Origin of the sequence: Paenibacillus sp. FSL M7-0896 (assembly GCF_037975415.1) — a bacterium.
GTDB lineage: Bacteria > Bacillota > Bacilli > Paenibacillales > Paenibacillaceae > Paenibacillus_AQ > Paenibacillus_AQ silagei.
This window is the reverse complement of sequence record NZ_CP150250.1, coordinates 5,568,973-5,593,402: the sequence shown is the minus strand read 5'-3', so window position 1 is coordinate 5,593,402 and position 24,430 is coordinate 5,568,973. Positions and strand designations below refer to the sequence as shown.

General features: G+C 54.3%; 19 protein-coding genes. 17 read left to right on the top strand and 2 right to left on the bottom strand.

Going from position 1 to position 24,430, the window contains the following annotated elements; all coding sequences use genetic code 11:
* Nucleotides 1-117: 117 nt before the first annotated feature.
* Nucleotides 118-927: a DUF421 domain-containing protein gene (locus MKY12_RS24050; RefSeq protein WP_339311239.1), complete on the top strand. Its 810-nt coding sequence runs from the start codon at nt 118-120 to the stop codon at nt 925-927.
* Here the strand turns inward: MKY12_RS24050 and spoVB are convergent.
* Nucleotides 924-2,525, bottom strand: coding sequence for a stage V sporulation protein B (gene spoVB / locus MKY12_RS24045; RefSeq protein WP_339311237.1), 1,602 nt, complete (start codon nt 2,523-2,525; stop codon nt 924-926). The genes MKY12_RS24050 and spoVB overlap by 4 nt on opposite strands.
* Before the next feature lie 214 nt (nt 2,526-2,739).
* Between spoVB and MKY12_RS24040 the strand changes: the two genes are divergently transcribed.
* The 6 genes from MKY12_RS24040 to MKY12_RS24015 all read left to right on the top strand — a co-directional run bounded on the left by MKY12_RS24040 (nt 2,740) and on the right by MKY12_RS24015 (nt 9,487).
* Nucleotides 2,740-2,991: a post-transcriptional regulator gene (locus MKY12_RS24040; protein WP_036690543.1), complete on the top strand. Its 252-nt coding sequence runs from the start codon at nt 2,740-2,742 to the stop codon at nt 2,989-2,991.
* A 233-nt stretch (nt 2,992-3,224) separates the two neighbouring features.
* Nucleotides 3,225-4,478, top strand: a complete 1,254-nt coding sequence (gene secD, locus MKY12_RS24035; protein WP_339311235.1) for a protein translocase subunit SecD — start codon at nt 3,225-3,227, stop codon at nt 4,476-4,478.
* On the top strand, nt 4,468-5,367 hold the full coding sequence (gene secF / locus MKY12_RS24030; RefSeq protein WP_076081676.1) for a protein translocase subunit SecF: 900 nt from the start codon (nt 4,468-4,470) through the stop codon (nt 5,365-5,367). Before secD ends, secF begins: the two co-directional genes overlap by 11 nt.
* 121 nt (nt 5,368-5,488) lie before the next feature.
* Nucleotides 5,489-6,454, top strand: a complete 966-nt coding sequence (locus tag MKY12_RS24025; RefSeq protein WP_209872317.1) for a cation diffusion facilitator family transporter — start codon at nt 5,489-5,491, stop codon at nt 6,452-6,454.
* A 29-nt stretch (nt 6,455-6,483) separates the two neighbouring features.
* Nucleotides 6,484-8,886: a single-stranded-DNA-specific exonuclease RecJ gene (gene recJ / locus MKY12_RS24020; RefSeq protein WP_339311233.1), complete on the top strand. Its 2,403-nt coding sequence runs from the start codon at nt 6,484-6,486 to the stop codon at nt 8,884-8,886.
* Nucleotides 8,887-8,968: 82 nt separating this feature from the next.
* Nucleotides 8,969-9,487: an adenine phosphoribosyltransferase gene (locus tag MKY12_RS24015; protein WP_339314969.1), complete on the top strand. Its 519-nt coding sequence runs from the start codon at nt 8,969-8,971 to the stop codon at nt 9,485-9,487.
* 112 nt (nt 9,488-9,599) lie between these two features.
* Here the strand turns inward: MKY12_RS24015 and uraA are convergent, their stop codons facing one another.
* Entirely contained in the window at nt 9,600-10,910 is a 1,311-nt protein-coding gene (gene uraA, locus MKY12_RS24010) for a uracil permease (RefSeq protein ID WP_076081673.1), read from the bottom strand.
* Nucleotides 10,911-11,222: 312 nt separating this feature from the next.
* On the opposite strand from uraA, the gene MKY12_RS24005 reads away from it, so the two are divergent.
* The 10 genes from MKY12_RS24005 (at nt 11,223) to MKY12_RS23960 (ending at nt 24,325) form a co-directional block, all read left to right on the top strand.
* Nucleotides 11,223-13,406, top strand: a complete 2,184-nt coding sequence (locus MKY12_RS24005; protein WP_036732347.1) for a bifunctional (p)ppGpp synthetase/guanosine-3',5'-bis(diphosphate) 3'-pyrophosphohydrolase — start codon at nt 11,223-11,225, stop codon at nt 13,404-13,406.
* Between the two features lie 28 nt (nt 13,407-13,434).
* Nucleotides 13,435-13,878 (top strand): D-aminoacyl-tRNA deacylase, encoded by a 444-nt coding sequence (dtd, locus tag MKY12_RS24000; protein ID WP_339311232.1) that lies wholly within the window; start codon nt 13,435-13,437, stop codon nt 13,876-13,878.
* A 183-nt stretch (nt 13,879-14,061) separates the two neighbouring features.
* The gene (locus tag MKY12_RS23995) at nt 14,062-14,217 is read left to right on the top strand and encodes a hypothetical protein (RefSeq protein WP_339311231.1); all 156 of its coding nucleotides are present in this window, start codon (nt 14,062-14,064) and stop codon (nt 14,215-14,217) included.
* A gap of 217 nt (nt 14,218-14,434) precedes the next feature.
* The gene (locus MKY12_RS23990; protein WP_339311230.1) at nt 14,435-14,941 is read left to right on the top strand and encodes a type 1 glutamine amidotransferase domain-containing protein; all 507 of its coding nucleotides are present in this window, start codon (nt 14,435-14,437) and stop codon (nt 14,939-14,941) included.
* 59 nt (nt 14,942-15,000) lie between these two features.
* Nucleotides 15,001-15,462, top strand: a complete 462-nt coding sequence (locus tag MKY12_RS23985; RefSeq protein ID WP_339250398.1) for a hypothetical protein — start codon at nt 15,001-15,003, stop codon at nt 15,460-15,462.
* A gap of 1,030 nt (nt 15,463-16,492) precedes the next feature.
* Nucleotides 16,493-17,752 carry a histidine--tRNA ligase gene (hisS, locus tag MKY12_RS23980; protein WP_339311228.1) on the top strand — a complete coding sequence of 420 codons (1,260 nt, stop codon included), beginning with the start codon at nt 16,493-16,495 and terminating at the stop codon, nt 17,750-17,752.
* Between the two features lie 50 nt (nt 17,753-17,802).
* Nucleotides 17,803-19,581: an aspartate--tRNA ligase gene (gene aspS / locus MKY12_RS23975; protein ID WP_339311227.1), complete on the top strand. Its 1,779-nt coding sequence runs from the start codon at nt 17,803-17,805 to the stop codon at nt 19,579-19,581.
* Nucleotides 19,582-19,657: 76 nt separating this feature from the next.
* Nucleotides 19,658-20,416, top strand: coding sequence for a tRNA threonylcarbamoyladenosine dehydratase (locus MKY12_RS23970; RefSeq protein WP_036732338.1), 759 nt, complete (start codon nt 19,658-19,660; stop codon nt 20,414-20,416).
* A 193-nt stretch (nt 20,417-20,609) separates the two neighbouring features.
* Nucleotides 20,610-21,911, top strand: coding sequence for an NCS2 family permease (locus MKY12_RS23965; protein WP_339311225.1), 1,302 nt, complete (start codon nt 20,610-20,612; stop codon nt 21,909-21,911).
* Between the two features lie 203 nt (nt 21,912-22,114).
* A complete protein-coding gene (locus MKY12_RS23960) occupies nt 22,115-24,325 on the top strand; it encodes a UvrD-helicase domain-containing protein (RefSeq protein WP_339311223.1) in 2,211 nt (736 codons plus the stop codon).
* Nucleotides 24,326-24,430: the final 105 nt, after the last annotated feature.

Sequence of the window (24,430 nt, the reverse complement as noted above, 5' to 3'; positions counted from 1 at the left end):
ATGACTTTTACCAGTAATTAATCAGCAGCTTTCCGAATGTTCCCTTTACGGTCAGGTCAGAATAGGGGTACATTAATCCGCCAGTATGGGGAGTAGCGGAAGGGGAGCGAAGAGAATATGTTCCAGCATATTACGACCCATATCTTTCTGACCGTGCTGATGTATATCTTCATTTTCCTGAGCATGCGCATCATGGGCAAACGTGAAATCGGCAAGCTGTCTGTATTTGACCTGACCATTTCCATCATGATTGCCGAGATTGCTGTCTTTGTAATTGAGGATATCGAGCGGCCTATTTATGATGGTGTTGTTCCTATGGCGACCCTGGTGCTGATTCAAGTGCTGGTCGCACAGCTCAGCTTGAAGAGCCGGAAGCTGCGCTTAATGGTGGATGGCAGGCCCAGCATTCTGATCTCGGACGGGAAGATTCACCGGGGCGAAATGCGCAGGCAGCGGTATAATATTGATGATCTGCTGCTGCAGCTGCGCGGGCAGAATATTGTCAGTCCGGCAGATGTGGAGTTCGCTATCCTGGAGACAAGCGGGCAGTTAACGGTGATTGAGAAGAATACCAACGTCACCTCATCCAATCAGTCGGGCAACAGCAGCTCCGGCGCAGAGCGGAAGGAGAAGAACGGCGATAACCAGAAGGACTCCGGCGAAGCTGAATCATCCGGCGGCGACTCTGCTTCCGTGAAGCTGCCGAAGCATAAGATCCGTTATGAAGGACTGCCGATTCCGCTGATTATGGACGGGAAGGTGCAGGACGGCAATCTGGAGATGATCGGCAAGAACCGGTTCTGGCTTAGAACCCAGATCCGGCAGAAGGGTGTCTCTGATTTCCGGGATGTTTTCCTGTGCTCCGTGGATCATAAGGGAGAACTCTATATTGCCCCGATCAGCCCGGATAAGGGGAAGCCAACCTAACTGCGCCAGCGTCTGAAAAAGGGCACCCGTTCCAGGTCACGCCTGGAGATCAGCCCGGATAACAGGCAGATGCTCAGATAGATGGCCATGCCGCAGGCGGCAGCAGCTAAGAATTGTATCCACTGCGACTGTGAGATTGGAACAGAAGTATAGACATACGACATCCCGGCGGCCATGATGACCGTAGCGGCCAGGATTTTGAGCGGGTCCGACCAGCGCAAGGACATGGCGGTGAGCTTGACTACACTGTAGCCGTGCAGAAGCGTGACAAGTAAGCTGTTGACCATAATGGCGATGATGGCGCCCAGAATGCCGTACTCGGGCCGGGAGGCCAGCAGGAGAATCAGCAGGATTTTGACAACGGCTCCTATCAGCGTATTGATCAGTGCCTTGCCTGGGCGGTCCATGGCCTGAAGGGCAGCCTGCAGCGGGGCCTGGACATAGAGAAACACAGCGAACGGGGCCATCATCCTAAGCATAGGGGCCGTATCCGCCGCATTGCCGTACATTAGCGTACAGAGCGGTACGGCAAGAATATACATAACAGCAGCAAACGGGGCACCGGTCACCATGGCCAGCCGCAGGGCCTGGTGCATTCTTTTGTGAATCGTAGGCAAATCGTTGCGGGCGGCGGCCTCGGATAAGGAAGGGACAAGGGAGACGGCCAGCGAGGAGCTGAGCACACCCGGCAGCAGCAGCAGCGGAATCACCATTCCCTGCAAGGAACCATATTGTGCGGTTGCAGCGGCGGCTGCGATTCCGGCGAGCGCGAGGCTGCGCACGGTAATAATCGATTCCAGAAGGTAAGAGAATGAGCCGATCAGTCGTCCGGCAGTTACCGGTATTGAAATGCCGATGAGACGCTTGAAGACAGGTGTAGTCGTCTGCGCGGGTTCGCGTCCGGCACTGCCCTGCGTATCCTGAACCATAGGTCCCACGTTAGGCGGGAGTTCAGTCCTGTCTTTTTTGTCGTTAAAATAATATTGCCCCAGCAGGGCCAGCATTCCGGCGATCTCCCCCACAGTCACGCCAAGCATAGCACCCGCAGCCGCAAAGGCGATGCCCTTCGGCAGCAGCATCCAGGAGAACCACAGCATGAAGAAGATCCGAATGACCGATTCCAGCACGGAGGAGAAGGCCGAGGGAATCATGTTCTGCCTGCCTTGAAAGTATCCCCGGTAGATGGATGAAACGGCGACGATGGCGATCATGGGGGTCATGCTGACGAAGGTATAATAGACACGCTGGTCCGTCAGAAGAACGCTGGATACCCAGGAGGCGCTGAACAGGGCGACGAAGGTGAACACAATGCCCAGCGACAGGCTGAGAGCGAGGCCGGTTTGCAGGATTTTGCGCGACTGCTCCGGGCGGTTCTCTCCTTCGGCTTCGGCAACCAGCTTGGCAATCGCCAGCGGGATTCCCCCCGTAATTACCGTAATGAGCACAATGAAAAACGGGTATCCGAGCTGATACAGACCCACCCCCTCAGCGCCGATGATCCGGGGCAGGGCAATCCGGGGAATGAAGCCAAGCATCCGGTTAATGATACCGGCGAGCAGCAGGATGATCGTTCCTTGTATAAAGGTCTGTTTCCTCACAGGGCACTCCTTCTTCCTACATATGAGATGAAACTGCAGGTGAATTACCGCCATAACCAAGCCAGGCTTGTATAAGGATATGCCGGTACAGGTGTGCTGCATGACAAGCATTCTGTAGACAAGTTTTTTGGTCTTAAGCAGGAAAGTGTGAGCGCAGGGTCGAATACGTACCACTGAGCATACGTAAATGAGGAATCTTTGGAGGTGCCTGCACGTGGAATCGGAACAATGGAGATATGACGAGCTTAGTGAAGATATCGAAGCCATGTGCATCAGCAAAGCGGAGGAATTCCGGCTCCTCGGCTATGAATATGTGACCGGTAAGGATATTTGGGATTGCATCAGCCGCAATTATGCCAAAGAGGGAAGACCTCCCCTGCACAGGCTGGTCAATGACATTTATTCACTCAAGTCAGGCAGTTATATGACTTATCTGACCTTGGCGGCCTACCGGGGATTGAATTAACGGGGGGATTTGCCAAAAGGAACGATTTTCTTTTGCAAACGGGTACAGGAAGCAGTAAAGTAAGTAAAGAGTGTTCAGACTTGTCCTATCAAACGGAGGTATCCACGCTTTGCAGCAGAACCTGCCGTTTCTTTGTGTGAATCAAGACACCGTCATTCCTTCTGAATTGACGGTCATTTCGCACGTAGCTATAATAGGAATATTGAAGTAATGAAAGGGGAACTAGCTAGAGCATGAAGAGAATGTTGAGCTTTATCATTACCGTGGTCGTTCTAACGGGCGTCATGGTATTTACTACTCCCGGGCTGCTGGACAGAGTCCGTCTGGGTCTTGACCTCAAGGGCGGATTCGAAATTCTGTACCACGCCGAGCCAATGGATACGGGAGGAACTCTGACCCGCGCTTCGCTGCAGAAGACTGCAGAGAGCCTCGAGAAGCGGGCGAATGCACTCGGAACCAGCGAGCCTGAGGTGACCACCGAAGGTACGGACCGCATCCGTTTGAAGATCGCAGGTGTAACCGACGAAGCAGAGGTCCGCAAGAAAATGAAAGAACCCGCAGTTCTGACCTTCCGCAGTGCCAATGAAGGGGATGCTCCCGGGGTGTACAGCAAGATTGAGCTTGTAGGCAGTGACTTTGTTGAAGGTGCGGCAGAGGTTCAACGCGATCAACTGAACCGGCCCGAAATCAGCATCTCCATCAAAGACAAGAAGAAATTCGCAGAGATTACCGAGCGCCTGCTGGGTAAGGAACTCGCCATCTATCTGGATGAGAACCTGTTATCTTCGCCTCCAACGGTACGAGCTGTCCTGACCGATGGTAAGGCTTCGATTTCCGGGGGATATACACTGGATGAAGCCCGTGAGATTGCCGATACAATCAACCTCGGTGCTTTGCCGCTGAAGCTGACAGAGAAATATTCCCAGAGCGTAGGGGCTACACTGGGTAAGCAATCCTTGGATGAGACCGTCAGAGCCGGGATTGTCGGTTCTGTGATTATTTTGATCTTCATGCTGATTATGTACCGTCTTCCGGGCGTACTGGCCAGCTTTGCGCTGATCCTGCACACCTGGCTGCTGATTCTGGTATTTGTCCTGGCAGACTTTACACTGACCCTTCCCGGGATCGCCGCGTTCATCCTCGGTATAGGGATGGCCGTCGATGCCAATATCATTACCAATGAACGGATCAGGGAAGAAATGCGCAGCGGGAAGGGCATTATGTCTTCCGTCAAAGCAGGGAACAAGACCTCCTTCCGTACAGTTATGGATGCGAATGTAACCACTATTATCGTAGCGGCTGTCATGTTCGCCTTTGGTACGGGTGCGGTTAAAGGCTTCGCACTGATTCTGATCGTGGAAATTGTACTTAGTATTGTAACAAACCTTTATTTTGCCCACTGGCTGCTGACTGTGCTGGTTAAAGCCGGCGCACTCAAAAAGCCGAAGCAATTTGGGGTAAAGGAGAGTGACATCAGTGCGCTTTAAGAAAGAGCTTGATTTCGTACATTTAAGTAAATTCTTCTATATCTTCTCGATTGCCCTTACTGTGGCGGGGCTCGTCTTTCTGGCAACCTTCGGCCTGAACTACAGCGTTGACTTCAAGGCCGGGTCCAATGTGGACGTAGCGCTCTCTAAGAGTGTCACGCTGGCTGAGCTGCAGCCGGCTCTGAAGGATGCGGGCATCGAGCATGAACCAACCGTTACCATCGGCGACAAGCGGGTCAACATCCGCTATGATCAAGAGCTGAGTGATGCACAAAGTGAGACCCTCAAGAAGTCAATCAACAAGATTGATGACAAGGCGTCTTTTGAAATCAATACCGTAGATACTGAGATGGCTAAGGAACTGGCCCGCAATGCGATCTATTCCGTGCTGTTATCCAGTATCGGGATTATCATCTATGTAAGTATCCGTTTTGAATGGCGTTTTGCGCTGGCTTCCATTGTGGCGCTGCTTCATGACGCATTCATGGTAGTGGCGGTCTTCTCGATCTTCCGTCTGGAGGTAGACATCACCTTCATTGTCGCGGTGCTGACCATTATCGGTTACTCGATTAACGATACCATCGTTATCTTTGACCGGATACGCGAGAATCTGCGCTTCGGCAAGCAGAAGTCTTATGAGGATCTGAAGCACCTGGTTAACAAAAGTGTAATGCAGACACTCATGCGTTCTCTTTATACAGCCTTCACCGTATTTATTGCCGCATTCTTCCTGCTGATTATGGGCGGGGAGTCGATCCGTATGTTCTCGCTTGCTATGGTTATCGGTCTGCTCTTCGGAGCGTATTCATCGATCTTCATCGCAAGTCCGCTCTGGCTGCTCCTGAAAAAGAACCAGAAGCCTGCGGCGAAGACCCCGGCCAAAGCCTAACACCCGGTTATTCTGTAAGCCGCGTCTGTAGCGACGCGGCTTTTCGGAATCTTCGGGTCAGGGCGTCTTGCTTGATTTCATCATCATGAGTTTACCTGCTAGTGGTAAGGAGGGCCTCGTTATGAATGACAAACCATTACCCCGGAAACAAACTGTTGCCTGGACCGGAATCCTTAGTGATGTTCTACTCGCTCTAGCCAAGGGTAGTATCGGTTATCTGTCAGGCAGCAAGGCATTGTTGGGGGATGCAATCTATTCCGGAGCCGATGCCGCTGCCAGACTGGCGGGGGTGATTCCGTGGAACCTGAAGCAGAGCCACAAGGCAGAAGGCTCAGCGGAACGCGGCCGGGCTGCGCAAGGAAGCAAGGAGCCGATGGCGGCTATTCTGTTCTCTGTGCTGATTATTATGGGCGGGCTGCAGGTTGCTTTCTCGGCTATCCGTGATTTGACAAGGGGACATCTGTCGGCACCGGAGGAGTCAGCGCTTGTTGCTGTCCTGCTGTGCATTGTGTTCAAAGAGGCTGTATTTCAATACCAGTACCGTTATTTCAAAAAAAAGGGTGACGGCAGTCATGCTGCTTATGCCGATAGCCACCGGTTCAGCCTGTACACCTCTATAACTGTATTTATCGGAATTGCCCTGGCCATAACTGGAGGATACTTGAACTGGCATCCTCTGCTCTACATGGACCCCATAGCAGCTCTGCTGACCGGATGTCTGATTCTCCGCAAAGGCTATTCGTTAATTGCTTCCTCTGTATACAGCAAGAAGATTCAGGAGCTTCCTTCCGAGGAAGCAGCCAGCTTCATTGAGACGGTTCAGCGGGTGCATGGAGTCATCCGGGTGGAGCAGCTCCGGGCGCTGGAGGAAGGCAGTTATGTGAATCTGCATGTGAAGATTAGTGTGAATCCGCGGATCAGCGTGATGGAGGCCCAGGATATTTCAGAATGTGCCCGCAAGCTGCTGCAGCACCGGTTCGTTCATGTAGGCGAGGTTCATATGGATGTTGTGCCGTATGATCCGGGTTATCCTTATAAAAGCAATCACGAGCTTGTGGACAACGATATTCCCACGCTGCTTCAGTAGTCTGCAAGGTGAGAGAAAGGTGAACTGTATTGCTTCATTCTAAAACAAGCTGGCAATCTCCGGCAGCCAATTCCGAGCGTATTTCGGAACTGGCCCGGAGCCTTTCTATTTCTCCGCTCCTTTCTTCACTGCTGGTGCAAAGAGGGATGGATACCGCCGACAAGGCATGGGTATTCATGGATTCAGGAGCGGAAGATAGACATGATCCATTCCTGCTCAAAGGAATGGCTGAAGCGGTGCCGCGGATACAGAAGGCACTGCAAGAGGAAGAACATATTCTGGTGTATGGTGATTATGATGCGGACGGAGTTTCCAGCACTGCGCTGATGATCTACCTTCTGCGTCATCTTGGGGCCTCTTTTGATATTTATATTCCCCATCGCTCCAATGAAGGCTATGGACTGCATAATCATGCGCTGGACTGGGCGGTCCAGCAGGGTGTATCTCTCGTCATTACGGTTGATACTGGTATCAGTGCCTATCATCAGATTGCCTATGCCTCGGAGCTGGGCATTGATGTTATTGTCACGGATCATCATGAGCCGCCGGAGCTGCTGCCCGAGGCGTATGCCCTGATTAACCCGAAGCTGCCGGACTGCCCGTATCCCTTCAAGGGTCTGGCTGGAGTGGGGGTGGCTTACAAGCTGGCTGAGGCGCTCCTTGGCAGTGAAGTGCCTGAGGAATGGTGTGAGATTGCCGCTATAGGTACCATTGCTGATCTGATGCCACTGCTGGGCGAGAACCGCAGTCTGGTGCGCAGAGGCCTCAGCAGCATGCGGAATTCGTCGTTCCCGGGCATCCGTGCGCTGCTCTCGGTGGGCGGTATTGCGATGAACACCGTCAGTGCGGTGAATATCGCCTTCGGGATGGCGCCGCGTATTAATGCCAGCGGAAGACTGGATCATGCTGGCCGGGCGGTTACACTGCTGACCACGGAAGATGCGGCAGAAGCTGAGCAATTTGCCGGAGAGCTGGATCTGCTGAACAAGGAACGCCAACTGGTTGTCGAGCGAATTGTCACCGAAGCCACAGCTAAGCTGGAGGAGAGAATCAGCCGGAGCGGACTGCCGGATATTATAGTGCTGGCGGACCAGGGCTGGAATGTGGGCGTAGTCGGCATTGTGGCCTCCAAGCTGCTCGAGCGGTATTACCGTCCGGTTATTATTCTGGACATTCATCCGGAGACCGGGATGTGCAAGGGCTCAGCCCGTTCCATCCCGGGTCTGGATATCTATGCAGCCTTATCCTCATGCGCCGAATTGATGGACCACTTCGGAGGACATCCGGCCGCTGCCGGGATGAGTCTGCCGCAGGGCAAGCTGGAAGCCTTCGATGCGGCGCTGAATAGCTATGCTGCGTCTGTTCTGACACCGGAGGACTTCGTAGCTGTTACGGCTGCGGACGGGGAGGTATCCATTGCCGATCTGACCCTCCAGGCTGCGCTTGAGCTGGAGCGGCTTGCGCCGTTCGGCATGGCCAATCCGCTGCCGAGATTCATTCTGCGCGGAGCAGTTGTGAAGGAGACACGGAAGATGGGTCAGGAGGGCAAGCACCTGAAGCTTGTGCTCCAGCAGGACAAGCTGACGATTGAAGCTGTAGCCTTCGGCAAGGGGCCGCTGGCTGATCTGCTTCCGGATGGTACAGTCGTGGATGTTCTGGCAGAACTGTCCGTCAATGAATGGAACGGCTCGCGCAAGCCTCAGCTAATGCTGCAGGATCTTGCGGTGCCGAAGGCGCAGCTGTTCGATCTGCGCGGCGCGGCCGATGCCGTCAAGCAGGCGGCGCATATTCAGGAGCTGCTCCGCACCTATAGCGGCAGCAGTCCCGGCCGGAGTGCAGCGGTCTTCCAGAACAGCCGGACAACGCCGCTGCGTGATCTGAAGGACATGTCCCTCTGGGTATACGATGAGTCTGCCGGGATCTCGGCTGTACATCAGCCGGAGGGCACGCCTGACGAAGAGGGACTGTCACTGCTCTGTGTGCTTGATATGCCGGAGTCTCCGGAGCAGCTGGAAGCACTGTTCACTGCTTTTCCGGGGGCGGAGAACATTGCCCTGCTGCATTCAATCCGTGACGGGCGTGACCGGCTGCAGGTTCCCACCCGTGATCATTTCAAATCGTTATATCAATGGATTGCCGCAATCGCTGCATCTCCAACTCCTGAGCAAGAAGTCCTGCTGCGGCTCAGCCGCCAGTCGGCGCTTGGTGTGCGTATGGTGAGCAGAATGCTGGATGTGTTCGATGAGCTTGACTTCATTGAGCGCAGCGGCGGCAAGATCACCTTTGTCCCGCAGCCTGCCGCCAAGAGTCTGAGCACATCAGAGCATTTCGTCAGACTGGGCAAGACGGCGGAGATGGAGCAGTATTTCATGGAAGGCAGCCGCAGTGAATTGCAGGAATTCATGCTGTCACGGCGTTTAGGGGCCTCATAACAGCTACACATGCTGTCACGGTCATTTGGTTTGAGTAACTTCAGCGGGGGTGATCCCCGCTTACTTTTAGGAGATGATGATGTTGGATTTCAAAAACAGTATTCGCGTAATTCCGGATTTCCCCCAGGCTGGAATCAGCTTCAAAGATATTACTACACTGCTGAAGGACGGCGCTGCGTACCGTGCAGCCATCGATGAGCTTAAAGCTCTCGTGGCCCACCTGGAGATCGATGTCATTGCCGGACCGGAGGCGCGTGGCTTTGTAGTGGGCGCACCGCTGGCTTACGCGCTGGGTGTAGGCTTCGTGCCGATCCGCAAAAGCGGCAAGCTTCCTTATGAGACAATCGAAGTGGGCTATGATCTGGAATACGGCAAGGATACCCTCGCTGTGCATACCGATGCGATCAAGCCCGGCCAGAAGGTGCTGATTGCGGATGATCTGCTGGCTACCGGAGGGACGATTGCTACGTCAGTAAACCTGGTGGAACAGCTTGGCGGACAAGTGGTCGGCGCAGCATTCCTGATCGAGCTGACGGCTCTGGCCGGACGGGACAAGCTGTCGGATATTGAAGTGGTTACCTTGTTGACTTACGAGGATTAATCGTCGTGCCCGGCAACTTTTCCCGGGAAATATAAAGCGGACTGCTGTCGAATGAAGACAGCAGTCCGCTTTTTGTTGATGCGCTGGGTGGATAATAACAGATGTGAGTTATTTAATGTGCCGATTTGTCAGCTTCCTGTTCATTGGACAGGCCCAGAACCTCGATCAGCTTGAAGAGCAGGGCGAGCACCATACCGACGATAGTCGCCAGTGCCATGCCTTTCAGCTCTACACCGCCAAGCTTCAGCGAAATGCCGCTGATGCCGACCACCAGGACGAGCGTAGCCAGAATCATGTTGGTGGCTTTGGAGAAATCGACTTTCTGTTCAACGAAGATACGCAGACCCGACGCCGCAATAACACCGAACAGCAGCAGGGATACACCGCCCATAACCGGCAGCGGAATGTTGGCAATGACCGAGGAGAACGTTCCGGAGAACGACAGCACGATGGCGATTACAGCAGCGCCCGCGATAACATATACCGAGTATACCTTGGTCAGAGCCATAACGCCGATATTCTCACCATAGGTTGTATTAGGCGTAGACCCCAGGAACCCGGAGAGTACTGTTGAAATCCCGTTACCCATCAGTGAGCGGTCCAGTCCCGGGTCCTTGGTCAGATCCTTGCCCACGATATTGCTGGTGACCAGCAAATGGCCGATATGCTCCACAATGACCACAAGCGATACAGGAATAATAGTCAGAATGACCTGCCAGTTGAAGGATGGGGTAATGATCGTGGGATGCGAGAGGAAGCTTGCTTGAGAGATGGCACCAGTATTCACCTCACCCAAGATATAAGCGAGTACATAACCGGTAACAATACCGATGAGGATATGAATGATTTTGGGGAAGCCGCGGAACAGCACGGAGCCGAGCACGGTAACACCAAGCGTGACGAGTGACAGGGTAATCGCTTTGCCGTCAGGCGTCCAATCGGCGGTGGCCACACCATCTGGAGCAATCAGTCCGGCCATCCGTGCGGCTACAGGCACAAGCTCCAGTCCAATCGTGGCAACTATCGCTCCCATAACTGCCGGAGGGAATACAATATCAATCCAGCCGGTACCGGCATAACGTACAATTAAGGCCACAAGAATGAAGATAACACCAGTCACGATAAAAGCGCCCAGTGCAAGCGAATATCCGCGCTCATGATCGCCGGCATGCTCTTTCAGCACAAGCAGCACCGGAGAGATGAAGGCAAAGCTTGAACCCAAATAGGCGGGGATTTTGCCGCGGCAGATCAGAATGTAGAGCAAGGTGCCGATACCGTTCATCAGCAGGATCATGCCGGGATCTACCCCGAACAGGTTGGGAACAAGCACGGTGCTGCCGAACATGGCGAACAGATGCTGAAGACTCAGGAGGAAGCCCGGGCCCCAAGGGAGTCTTTCGTTAACTTGAATTTCGCGTTGCAATGGAGTTCACTTCTCTTTCTGATCTAATTTGATTTGACAATTCTTATCTTTTAAAAAACCGCCTTTACTAGATTAAATAGAACAGCGGGTTTTTACAACAACATTTTTATCCGTGCCACAAAATTGTCTTTTCTTGACCCTTTCCCTGACAGGAATACCACGCTATGGCAAGTGTTGACGGAATCCTTCGTAAGCGTCATAATTATAGACAACTTTAACCTGAGCGCAATGCAGCCGGGAACGTATGGAACCTGCAAATTCTGCATGCTTGCAGGTTCATTTTATTATAGAAGGGAAACGGATACGACGAGAATGGGCATAGAGCAACTAACCGAAAAGGCTGGCGCCTATATAAAAGAAAAAGATCTTCTCCGCATCCGTGAAGCTTATGAATTCGCCGATCAGGCTCATCACGGGCAGGTACGGAAGTCGGGGGAGCCATACATTCTGCATCCGCTGGCGGTCGCAGATATTGTCGTCAATATGCAAATGGATGTCATATCCATCATTGCTGCGCTGCTGCATGATGTTGTGGAAGATACGACGGTGTCCCTGGAGCAGATCCGCACGAAATTTGGCGATACCTGCGCCATGCTGGTAGACGGCCTGACCAAGCTGGAGCGCATCCGCTTCCGCTCCAAGGAAGAGCAGCAGAACGAGAACTACCGCAAGATGTTCATCGCTATGGCCCAGGATATCCGGGTGATCGTGATTAAGCTGGCGGACCGTCTGCATAATATGCGTACGCTCAAATACCAGTCTGAAGAGAGTCAGCGCCGGATTTCTTATGAGACGCTGGAGATCTTTTGTCCCATTGCGGACCGGCTGGGGATCTCTGCGATCAAGTGGGAGATGGAGGATATTGCACTCCGTTACCTGAACCCGCAGCAGTACTACCGGATTGCGAATCTTGTACACAAGAAGCGGGCAGAACGCGAGCAGTTCATTGACAGTGTCATCGGCCGCATCCGCGCCAAGCTCGATGAAATGGGCATCGAAGGCGATCTCTCGGGACGCCCGAAGCATATCTACAGTGTCTATAACAAGATGAACACGAAGAACAAGCAGTTCAACGAGATCTATGATCTGCTGGCTATCCGCATTATCGTCGACAATATTAAGGATTGTTATGCCACTTTGGGCATTATTCATACGCTTTGGAAGCCGATGCCTGGCCGTTTCAAGGACTATATTGCTATGCCCAAGGCGAACATGTATCAGTCTTTGCATACAACCGTAGTAGGTCCGGGAGGAGAGCCGACGGAGGTTCAGATCCGCACCTGGGAGATGCACCGCACGGCCGAATTCGGGATCGCCGCCCACTGGGCGTATAAGGAAGGCAGCAGCAACAACAACGTCAATCCCGAGAACCGGATGCCGTTCTTCCGCGAGATTCTGGAGCTTCAGCACGAAGCCAAGGATGCCGAAGAATTTGTAGAATCGCTGAAGATGGACTTTTTCTCTGATCTGGTCTTCGTATTCACGCCTAAGGGTGAGGTAGTGGAGCTGCCTGCCGGCTCGGTGCCGCTGGATTTCGCGTTCCGCATTCATACCGAGGTCGGGAACCGGACAATCGGCTCCAAGGTGAACGGGCGTATTGTTCCGCTTGACCATAAGCTGAAGACCGGGGATATCGTGGAGATTCTGACCTCGAAGAATTCTTACGGTCCGAGCCGCGATTGGCTGAAGATTGCCCAGTCCTCACATGCGCGGAGCAAGATCAAGCAGTGGTTCAAGAAGGAGAAGCGTGAGGAGAACGTGGAGAAGGGCCGGGAGGCCATCGAACGCGAGCTGAAGCGCCTGAACGTGGAGGTCTCTGACTGGCTGACGGAGGACAAATTGTCCGAGGCTGCGAAGAAGTTCGCCTTCAATGATGTGGAGGATATGCTGTCAGCGGTCGGCTTCGGCGGGATTACCGCAGCGCAGATCGCCTCCAAGCTGACTGAGAAGCTGCGTAAGGACCAGGAGGAGGCCGCAGGTCATCTGGAGCTTACCTCCGAGATGAAGGCGATCAAATCCAGCGGAGAGAAGCGCAACCAGCCGACCAACGGGGTCCGTGTCAAGGGGATCGACAATCTGCTGGTACGCTTCGCACGATGTTGTAATCCTGTGCCGGGCGACGATATCATCGGATATGTGACCCGTGGACGGGGCGTATCGGTACACCGTGAGGATTGTCCGAACATTCCGAACGAGATGGACGGGGAGGAAGCAGCGCGCGTGATTGAAGTGGAGTGGGAAGGCAGTATGGAGGCTAATTACAGCGTCGATATTGAGATTACCGGCCATGACCGCAACGGGCTGCTGAATGAAGTGCTGCAGGCGGTATCGGAGAGCAAGACCAATATTTCAGCGGTCACCGGGCGCTCCGACAAGAACAAGATGGCGATGATCCATATGACGATTCTGATCCGCAATACCGATCACCTGCAGTCAGTGGTCGACAAAGTGAAGCGGGTCAAGGATGTGTATACCGTTAACCGTATTATGCAATAGGTGCTAAGGCAAGGAGCTGAAGGATGAGATGAGAGTCGTTGTGCAGCGCTGCAAGAACTCCAGTGTAACGGTGGACGGTGCAGTGACCGGAGCGATTGAAGAGGGCCTGCTGCTGCTGGTCGGCGTAACCCATGAGGATACGGAGAAGGATGCCAAATATTTGGCTGACAAGGTTGCCGGACTGCGGATTTTTGAGGATGCGGCCGGTAAAATGAACCATAGTGTGACGGAGGCCGGCGGGGCCATTCTGTCCGTCTCCCAGTTCACGCTGTACGGGGACTGCCGCAAGGGCAGACGCCCCAACTTCATGGCGGCAGCGGCTCCGGCTGAGGCAGAGCGGCTCTACGACTACTTCAACCAGGTGCTGCGTGCCGGAGGGCTACAGGTAGAGACCGGCGTGTTCGGAGCGATGATGGATGTTGCCCTGACCAACTGGGGACCGGTTACGCTGCTGCTGGACAGCAAGGGTTAGGATTAGAGCCGGGCAGACGCCGCTATAAAGGACGGCAAAGCCGTTTCCACTTGATAAGATACATCACGGGACTCCACAAGGTGGGGTCTTTTTTGCTTCTAGTTAACCAAGCGGGATAGCAGCAGCCCTGGCTGGATAGACTATGAATGATGCACCATTATTCAAGTGCGGGGAGCAAGCAGAATGAGACAAGCACCAAAAGCATGGATGTGGAACATGATTCAGTCCCACGTGGCCGGGTCGATGACCGAAGCCTCAGCGACAGCCAAGGAAGCCAGGGACCCGAAGGAACCGCAGGGACTCCAGCGTAGAGGCCGCGGTCTTTTGCCGCGTACCTAACTGGAGCGAAGGTATGCGGGGAGATCCATTATCCTTCTATTTCTCGCTGAAACGGTACGGTCCTTTAAAAGGACGGCAAAGCCGTTTCCACTTGGCGCGTAGGCAGTACGTACGGAACAGAATTTACGGGAACTGCTTAGGCTTCGTTATAAAGCGGGGGAATGAGGGTAATAGATTGACGAGACGACAGCAGCCTTAGAGAGGAGATATGGATCTCATGAGTAAAGTAGCTTTTCTGCTCGCCAATGACTTTGAAGATTCTGAAATGAAGGTTCCTTACGAAGAAGTTCTGCAGGCAGGACATCAGGCAGAAATCATCGGTCTGAAGAAAAATGAGACCCTGCTCGGCAAACAAGGAAGCGTATCCTATACATCGGATAAAGCGATCGGCGAGGTCAAAGCCGCAGAGTATGATGCGATAGTCATTCCGGGCGGATCTTCGCCGGAGAATCTTCGTCTTGACCCGGATATTCTGCAATTCGTGAAGGATGCTGACCGTGCAGGCAAGCCGATTGCCGCGATCTGCCACGGCCCGCAGATTCTGATCAGCGCTGAATTGCTGCAGGGCCGCACCCTTACCTCCTACCCGCCGCTGAAGGATGATCTGATCAATGCCGGTGCGGAGTTCAAGGATGAAGAGGTCGTCGTAGACGGCAATTACATTACTTCACGCACACCCAAGGATGAGCCCGCTTTTGTGCGTGAGCTGCTTAAGGTGTTGTAATACAAGAAATACATGCATAACCCGTTTGGCATAATACAACTTTATGGGAGGGATTTACAATGACTAGAAGAATCCAAGCCTATTTCAGTACAGAAGATGCAGCGGAAGGTGCTAAGACTTCTTTGATTCCTTACGGTGTAGAGGGGATTGAGGTATCGGCTTTAACGGACCCTTTGGATAATGGAGTAAATAACCGGCGCAACATTCTAATACCGCTGGGCTCCACGAATACCGCTTCAACAGGTGCCGGAGGCGTTTACGCTGCCGGAGGTGCAACAGGTATGGGGTCCGGAGCGGCCATTGTCCCGGCAGTTGCGGCAGAGGATGATCTGAAACGTACGGATGAAGTACGCGCCGATGAAGTACGCACGGAGGGCGAGGTGCATAGAGGGCAAGAGCTGACAAGCAGTGACCTGGAGCACTTGCATTATGTTATGGATCTCAAGGTAGCCGAGAATCATTACAACGAGGTTGTAGAGGTTCTGCGCGGCAAGCAGGCCTATGTGGAGATTTTTGATTAAAAGGACCGCGGTTCCCGCCGGGATACATTTCAGCTCCAGCCCTCCGTTATGGAGAGGCTGGAGCTGTTTTATATGCAGAATAAAAGGGAGGACAGCGTCATAGATCTAGACAGGAGCTGAGGGATGGTGTAACCTATGGATTAGCATGACAGCGGGGATTTGGACGGCTTGGTGAAACGCTTTCTTTTCTGTAATGCAACTGTAACACTACATTCATGATTCCTTAATATAGCGTGTTTATAATAGAAGCATGACCCCCTTTTTTATAATATATGATGATGGACCTGCAGCAATCGGCTGCAGGTCACTTTTTTGTTTTTAGGGGATTATAAGCAACATGGAGTGTCATTAGAGTGAGTGCCAGCAGAGTGAAGCGGACTGAGAAGCGCCTATTTGTCCAAAAACCGTTATTTTGAGGCAGACGCGGACTGACATTCCGTTATTATGTTGATTTGAGCGATTAACGAGGCAGATGTAGGCACATAACGGAATCTGAGTCCGCTTAAGCTGAGAATGTTGAGTTTTTGCCGCAATAGCGGAGTCTCTGTCCACTTGGCGGAAGGAACGCTGGTGGCAGCTTATTTTATTCAATCCTTGACTTTAGCGCAGTGGTTCAGTAGAATCTAACAGTATACGGTAAGTTTATATTGTTTTGATGACGGGACCAAGTAATCCGTAACCCACAACCCCAGAGAGGAATCCCGCAGATCATGGCTGTCGTCCAGGTAAGGAGGACCGCACGCTGATCCGCAAGGCTGTAAGGATTCTGTTGATGAACGGACGAATGACCTCCCCGAGAACGCACGGCGAACGCAGGCAGCAGGATTGCCTACAGTCAGTAGCCGATTGCGCGTAGGCGGGCGTTAACCGCTTAGAGCGGAGCTTACGCAGAGCAAGTTGCTAAGCCCGGAATGTGGGTGGTACCACGGGTGAATTATTGGTTATGATAATCCCTCGTCCCTGTTTGTAATTTAACAGGGATGAGGGGTTTTTTGCTGTTTTAAGGGGTTATTTTCAGGAGGGATAGACTGTGGCTAAAGAAAGATTCGAGAAACCAACAGGTACACAGGATGTGCTGCCGGGTGCAGTAGAGAAATGGCAGGTTGTGGAGGCTAAGGCCAGAGAGCTGTGCCGCCGCTTCAATTACCGGGAGATTCGCACCCCGCTCTTCGAGCACACCGGGCTGTTCGAGCGCGGAGTCGGCGAAACAACGGATATTGTAGAAGGTGAGATGTATACCTTCAAGGATAAGGGCGACCGCGATCTGGCGCTGCGTCCCGAAGGGACAGCAGGCGTGGTACGCGCGTATGTCCAGAACAAGCTGTACGGGGAGCCGGATGTCAGCAAGCTGTATTACATCGGACCGATGTTCCGTTATGAGCGTCCGCAGGCCGGCAGATACCGCCAGTTCCATCAGTTCGGCATCGAAGCCTTCGGCGCGGTGGACCCGGCGATTGATGCTGAAGTCATCTCGCTAGGGTACCAGTTCTACATTGATCTGGGGCTGAAGGATGTGCGGGTAGAGCTGAATTCGGTCGGCAATGCTCCGAGCCGTGCGGCTTACCGCGAGAAGCTGCTGAATTTCCTGAGACCGATGAGAGAGAGCCTGTGCAGCGACTGCCAGCGGCGGATGGAACGCAACCCGCTGCGCGTGCTGGACTGCAAGGTTGATCAGGACAAGTTCGGCGGAGCGCCTTCTATTCTGGACAGTCTGGATGAAGAGTGTACAGAGCATTTTGCCAAGGTGAAGGGGCACCTGGATGTGATGGGTGTGGAATACAGCATCAACCCCCGCCTGGTGCGCGGCCTTGATTATTACACGCATACAGCGTTTGAGTATAAAGCGGCAGGCATTGGCTCCATCGACACGGTGGGCGGCGGCGGCCGGTACAATGGTCTGGTCGAGGAGATCGGCGGACCGGATCAGCCGGGCATCGGGTTCGGGATTGGACTGGAGCGGATTCTGCTGATTCTGGAGAATCAGGGTGTGGAGCTGGAAGCGGCGAAGCCGCTGGATGTGTACTTCGTCGCATTAGGTGAAGCAGCAGATCTGGAGATCACGAAGCAGCTGTTCCGTCTGCGCAGTCTTGGATTCTCTGCGGAGCGCGATTACCTGGGACGCAAGATGAAGGCACAGATGAAGTCGGCGGACCGTATGTCAGCCCGGTATACGGCGATTCTTGGTGAAGACGAGCTGAATAGCGGCGTCATCGCACTGAAGTCGATGGAGACCGGCGAGCAGCGGACTGTGAAGCTGGACGAGCTGGCAGAGGCGCTGATTCAGAATTAGGCGAAAAGGCGAGTATATGTAATTTTAATCATGAAGGGGTAGGATAAAAGATGACCAGAAGCCATAACTGTGGACAATTAACGACAGCGAGCATCGGTGAGACAGTAACATTGAACGGTTGGGTGCAGACCCGCCGTGACCTTGGAGGCGTGCTGTTCATTGATCTGCGCGACCGGACAGGGATTGTACAGATTGTATTCAACCCTGACTATTCCGGAGAAGCGCTGCAGATTGCCGATAAGGTCCGCAGTGAATACGTGCTGTCCGTGACAGGTACGGTGGTTAAGCGCGATGAGGAGACCGTTAACCGCAACCTGCCGACCGGTGAGATCGAAGTGCAGATTACAGACATCGAAGTGCTGAATGCAGCCAAGACGCCTCCATTCTTCATCGAAGACGGAGTGGAAGTAGACGAATCCCTGCGTATGAAATACCGTTACCTGGATCTGCGCCGTCCGGAGATGCACAAGACGCTGCTGCTCCGTTCCAAGGCAGCGAAGATCTTCCGCGATTTCCTCGACAACGAAGGCTTTATCGATGTGGAAACGCCGATCCTGACCAAAAGCTCGCCGGAAGGCGCACGTGACTATCTCGTGCCAAGCCGTGTGCATGAAGGGGAATTCTTCGCGCTTCCACAGTCACCGCAGATCTACAAGCAGCTGCTGATGGTCGGCGGCATCGAGCGTTATTACCAGATGGCCCGCTGCTTCCGCGATGAGGATCTGCGTGCTGACCGCCAGCCGGAATTTACGCAGTTCGATATCGAGACCTCGTTCATGCCGCAGGATGAGCTGTTGTCGATGATGGAGAAGCTCATGCAGCGCCTGCTGAAGGAGACGGTTGGGGTAGAGGTATCCGCACCGTTCCAGCGGCTGACCTATGCCGAAGCGATCGGCAAATACGGCTCGGACAAGCCGGACCTGCGGTTTGGCCTGGAGCTGGTAGAGATGAATGATATCGTTGCTGAGAGCGGCGTGAAGGTATTCGCTTCCGTGATCGAGAAGGGCGGAGAAGTGAAATGTCTGAACGCCAAGGGCTGTGGCACCTGGACACGTAAGGAGATTGACGATCTTGGACCATACGCTGCACGCTACGGCGCCAAGGGTCTGGCCTGGATTCAGGTCAAAGACGGCGAGTTCAAGGGACCGATTGTGAAGTTCTTCTCCGAGGAAGAAATCGCTGCCGTGAAGGAGCGCACAGGTGCCGAGGAAGGCGACCTGCTGCTCTTCTCCGCGGATACCAAGAAAGTGGTAGCAGATGTACTTGGCGCCTTGCGTCTGAAGATCGGCCGCCAGCTTGGTCTGATCGACGACAGTGTGTTCAAATTCGCCTGGGTAACGGAATTCCCGCTTCTCGGCTACGATGAGGACCAGAAGCGTTATGTGGCTGAGCATCACCCGTTCACACGTCCGATGGACGAAGACCTGCATCTCTTCGATACCGATCCTGGCGCCATCCGCGCACAGGCGTATGACCTGGTGCTTAACGGCTACGAGGTAGGCGGCGGTTCCCAGCGTATCTACAAGCGTGACGTTCAGGAGAAAATGTTCAATGCACTCGGCTTCTCGCAGGAGCTGGCCTATGAGAAATTCGGCTATCTGATGGATGCCTTTGAATACGGCACGCCTCCGCATGGCGGTATCGCGTTTGGCTTCGACCGTCTGATTATGCTGCTGGCGGGCCGCACGAACCTGCGTGAGACCATTGCCTTCCCTAAGACAGCAAGTGCAACGGACCTGCTGATGGATGCCCCATCCCCGGTGGATGCCGGACAACTGGAGCAGCTGCACATCAAGCTGGCACCGAAACCGGAGAAAGAAAAGAAATAAATTAACTATGGACTGACGGGGCGCTCCAGGAGAGCAGAGGGACGTCCCGGAAGCCTTGCCCAAGGAGGCTGACATCATGCTGAATCAGTTCTCGCGTACGGAGCTGGCGATCGGGCCGGAAGGCCTGGCGATCATGAAGAACAGCACAGTAGCTGTGCTGGGGATCGGCGGAGTTGGCGCTATGGCAGCGGAAGCGTTGGCCCGGACCGGAATCGGCCGCATTATCCTGATTGATAAGGATTCGGTCGATATTACCAACATCAACCGCCAGCTCCATGCGCTGACCACGACCATCGGCCAGAACAAAACCGATCTGATGGTGGACCGCATCAAGCTGATCAACCCGGACTGTGAAGCGATTGCGCTGAATATGTTCTACACCGAAGAGACGTATGAGGAGCTGTTCAAATACAAGCTGGACTATGTGATTGACGCTTCGGATACGATTATCTATAAGATTCACCTGATCAAGGAATGTCTGGCCCGGAAGATCCCGCTGATCTCCAGCATGGGAGCGGCCAACAAGATGGACCCGACCCGCTTCCAGGTCGCCGACATCTCCAAGACTACCATGGACCCGATTGCCCGGGTGATCCGCACCAGACTGCGTAAGGAAGGCATCAAGAAGGGCGTGAAGGTGGTCTTCTCCACCGAGAAGCCTGTGAAGCCGCGCGAAGATGTGACGGAGCAGATTGTGCCTGCGAATGCGCCGGACCGGCGCAAGGCGAAGCAGCCTCCGGCCAGTACTTCTTTTGTCCCCCCTGTAGTCGGCCTGATTATGGTCAGTGTAACGGTACGGGATTTGCTCGAAACGGGCGGCATTACATTTGAATGATTTCTATCAGGTAAAAGGGTGTGTAGCCGGCTTCCGGCTATATGCCCTTTTATTACGGTATGTTTTGGGGCCCCCCGCAAAGTACCTGAGTAAACATCGAAGCGAACCCTCACTTTGCGGGGATATTTTTACGGTATGTTTTGTGGAGAGATACTTGACATCCTATGAGAAGAACTTAAGTGGAGGTTGTTACATGAAGTCGAATATTTGGCGGAATAGTGTGGGAATGGAGCCGGGCGACAACTGGAAGCAGGAATGGGCGGCCGGCATCCTGTCGTATTTCGCTTCGGTATATATTGTAATGGTTAACGCGGCGATCCTGGCAGATGCAGGCATGCCGCTGCGGGCCGGGATGGTTGCTACGCTGCTGACAGCCATCACAGGCTGCCTGCTCATGGCGTTTGGCGGCAAAACGCCGATTATCGTGGTCCCGGGCATGGGGATCAATGCCTTTTTCACCTATACGCTGGTGCATTCCATGAAGCTGGACTGGCGTGAGGCGCTGGCCGTGGTAGTGGTGACCGGGGTGCTGTTTGCCATTGTGGCCTTCACCTCGCTCTACCGCATTCTCAGCGATGCGATTCCCCATAATCTGCAGCATGCGATCACAGTTGGCATCGGACTGTTCCTGACCTTCATCGGCCTGCAAAAAAGCGGGATTGTCATTGCTCACGCCACCACCTTCGTCGCGATCGGGCATTTCAGTGATCCTGCGGTCATTACCTCGGTGGTGACGCTGCTGCTGGCGTTGGTGCTGTTCATCCGCGGCACACGCGGCGGTCTGCTGATCAGTATGCTCGTGGGCACAGGGCTTGCCTATCTGCTGGGGGCCGCTCATGCGCCGAAGAATACCGAGCCGGGACATGTGTTCAGCGGTTATGGCAGCGTGTTCGCCAGTATGGACTGGAGCGGATTCGTCAGCCTCGTCTTCTGGATTGCCGTCTTCCTGCTGCTGCTGATTGTGGTGTTTGAGAATATCGGCCTGATCTCTTCCCAGACACTGATGGCAGGACGCCCGGAACGCTTCAAAAGCAGTCTGCGGGCGCTCTCGCTCGCCAACATCGCGGCAGGTCTGTTCGGCAGCAGCCCGGTGGTCGCCGCTGCCGAATCCACCGCCGGGATTGCGGCAGGGGGACGCTCCGGCTTAACTTCACTCGTCACCGGCCTGCTGTTCGGCGCGACCTTCCTGTTCATCCCGCTGCTGGCTTATGTGCCGGACAGCGCGATTGCGCCGATTCTGATCGTGATCGGCGGGCTGATGGTGCAGAGTGTGCGCGAGATGGATCTCGGCGACATGACGGAGCTGTTTCCGGCGTTCCTGGTCATGGTGATGATTCCCTTCACCTACAGCATCGTGGACGGCATGGCGTTTGGCTTCATCACCTATCCGCTGGTGAAGCTGGCTACCGGCAAAGGCAAGGAGGTTCCTCCTGCCTTGTATGGTATTGCCGGACTGTTCATCGCGAACTTCGTGCTGCATGCGCTGATGGGCTAACAGCAAAGGCGGAAGGGGGAAGCCCCCCTTCTCTCATCCGCTTGTCCCCCGCGTGGAGGGCAGTTTGAAAAATATGGCTTTCCCCGCTCTGCTGTGTTATGATGTACAGCTCACATCAATTGAGGTGCATGCTTCCGAAGCGAGTTTTGCTTGGAGAGATTCAGGAAGCTAATGCCCGCAAAACTTTTAGGAGGTAACTGAAATTGGAAGACAACTTTCAAAGTGCCTATCAAGAGGAAGAAGACAGGCTGAACCACGTGCTGACAGAGATTGACTCCACCCTTGAGCGATTGCGTTCAACACCGGTGTACACAGGACACGATTATACCGAGCAGGTGCTGGAGGATTCAAGGGAACAGAAGCGCAAAGATCTTGCCAAGCTTAGGCAGGAGCCTTATTTCGGACGGCTTGATTTTCAGGGCAATGACGAGGAAGACCGCAAGGCACTGTATATCGGCAAAATCGGCGTAGACCGCGAGCAGGTAAGCGACCGTCCGCTTGTCATTGACTGGCGGGCACCGGTGGCAAGCCTGTTCTATTCTTTTACCGGAGGAACGGAAGCCGCCTCGTATGAAGCGCCGGAGGGGCTGATCGAAGGGCTGGTCTATCTCAAGCGCAACGTGGTGATCCGCAAGCAGATCCTGGAGCGGGTGGCGGATACGTATAACCGTGACAGCGACGCACCGGCGGTATCGGATGAATTCCTGGTCTACCGGCTGGGGGAGAACAAGGATAACCGGCTGCGGGACATCGTCTCCACGATTCAGGAGGAGCAGGACAAGATTATCCGGGCGGCCAAGAACACGGCGCTGATCATCCAGGGGGTGGCGGGAAGCGGCAAGACCACCGTTGCGCTGCACCGGCTGGCGTTCTTATTGTATCAATACAAGGAGCAGGTCTCGGCGGAGAAAATGATTATTTTCGCCCCGAACCGCATGTTCCTGGACTATATTTCGGATGTGCTGCCGGAGCTGGGCGTCGGCAATATTGCCCAGAGCACGTTCCCGGACTGGGCGGCCGGAGTGCTTGATGTCACGCTGCCGGAGCAGGATGCTTCGGAGGTCATGAGCCGCTGGTTCGAGACGGCGGGAGCAATGCCGGCCATCACGGAAGAGACCCCCGGGCGCTTCAAAGGCTCAACGGTGCTGATGAGCGTCATTGAATCCAGCGTCAAGCTGCTGGAGACCAATGCTGTGCCGGAGGGCGATTTCAGTCCTTGGGACGGGGCGGTGCTGAGCCGCCAGGTGATTCTGCGCTGGCACAATGAGGAATACGCACCGTATCCTCCGGCGAAGCGCAAGGAGCGCGTCATGGCGCGGCTTCACCGCTGGATCGAGATGGAGCTGAAGAAGAGCCCTTCAGCGGCTGCGCTGAAGGAGCGCAAGAAGAAGGGCGCGGCCCGCGAGAAGGCCTACAGCGCCAAGTGGCCGAAATACGAGCCGCTCGCCATCTATAAGCAGATCTTCCGGGCGGCGAAAGTGCCGGAGGACTGGCCGGCGGCAGCACCGGAGGAGATTCCGCCATCCGTGCTGAAGGAGACCGTCAAGGAGCTGAAGAAGGGCATTCTGCGCGAAGAGGATCTGCCTCCGCTGCTGTATATCCATTATCTTCTGAACGGTAACGAGGGTACCGAACGCTTTGACCATATTGTGATCGATGAAGCGCAGGATTTCTCCCCGTTCCAGATTGCCGTACTGGACCTGTATGTGAAGGGACATTCCTTCACGATTCTGGGTGACCTGTCGCAGGGCATTCACGCCTACAAGGGAGTACATGCCTGGAGAGAGATGCAGACGCTGTTTGCCGAAGAATACACCGCATACCATGCACTAACCCGAAGCTACCGCTCAACGATGGAGATCATCGAGTTTGCCAATGGCATTCTGTCTGCGGGCGTCGGCAGCGAGCTGCTGGCTGTGCCGGTCTTCCGCAGCGGGAATCCTGTGCGGCTGATCTCCTATGAGGAGGATGTGCTGCCGGGAGCGGCGGCGGCTGCATCGGCGGACCAGCGGCTCAGCGCGGTCAAGAGCGCGCTGGCGCAGCTCTCCGGGCGCGAATACCGCACGGTGGCGGTATTGACCCGCAGCCTGCGGGAAGCCTCTCTACTGTACGCTGAGCTCGCCATGCAGTTTGAGGATCTTCATCTGATTGACGGCAGCATCACGGAATATCGCGGCGGCTTGTCGATTCTCCCGGTCTACTTGTCCAAGGGACTGGAGTTCGATGCCGTCATTCTGGCAGACGCAGACAGCGCCCATTATGGAGCGGCGGCCTGGGATGCGAAGCTGATGTATGTGGGCTGCACACGTGCCCTGCATGAGCTATGGCTGCTGCGGGGCGGCGAATTGCCGCCTTACGTTCAACTGAACGCAGAGGAGAGCGTCTCCGGCTGGCCGGAGCCTGAAGGGAATTAAGGCTTAGTGCAATCTTAAAAAACGCAAGAAACCTCTCTTTCAAGAAATGGAATCCGCCATTTCAAAGGAGAGGTTTCTTTTGTACACCGGAAGTTGACTGCATGG

Excerpts from the sequence above, each read along its gene's own strand:
- MKY12_RS24050 (WP_339311239.1), top strand. The coding sequence starts at position 118 with ATGTTCCAGCATATTACGACCCATATCTTTCTGACCGTGCTGATGTAT.
- secD (WP_339311235.1), top strand. The coding sequence starts at position 3,225 with ATGAAGAGAATGTTGAGCTTTATCATTACCGTGGTCGTTCTAACGGGC.
- MKY12_RS24025 (WP_209872317.1), top strand. The coding sequence starts at position 5,489 with ATGAATGACAAACCATTACCCCGGAAACAAACTGTTGCCTGGACCGGA.
- MKY12_RS24005 (WP_036732347.1), top strand. The coding sequence starts at position 11,223 with ATGGGCATAGAGCAACTAACCGAAAAGGCTGGCGCCTATATAAAAGAA.
- dtd (WP_339311232.1), top strand. The coding sequence starts at position 13,435 with ATGAGAGTCGTTGTGCAGCGCTGCAAGAACTCCAGTGTAACGGTGGAC.
- MKY12_RS23995 (WP_339311231.1), top strand. The coding sequence starts at position 14,062 with ATGAGACAAGCACCAAAAGCATGGATGTGGAACATGATTCAGTCCCAC.
- MKY12_RS23990 (WP_339311230.1), top strand. The coding sequence starts at position 14,435 with ATGAGTAAAGTAGCTTTTCTGCTCGCCAATGACTTTGAAGATTCTGAA.
- MKY12_RS23985 (WP_339250398.1), top strand. The coding sequence starts at position 15,001 with ATGACTAGAAGAATCCAAGCCTATTTCAGTACAGAAGATGCAGCGGAA.
- aspS (WP_339311227.1), top strand. The coding sequence starts at position 17,803 with ATGACCAGAAGCCATAACTGTGGACAATTAACGACAGCGAGCATCGGT.
- MKY12_RS23970 (WP_036732338.1), top strand. The coding sequence starts at position 19,658 with ATGCTGAATCAGTTCTCGCGTACGGAGCTGGCGATCGGGCCGGAAGGC.
- MKY12_RS23965 (WP_339311225.1), top strand. The coding sequence starts at position 20,610 with ATGAAGTCGAATATTTGGCGGAATAGTGTGGGAATGGAGCCGGGCGAC.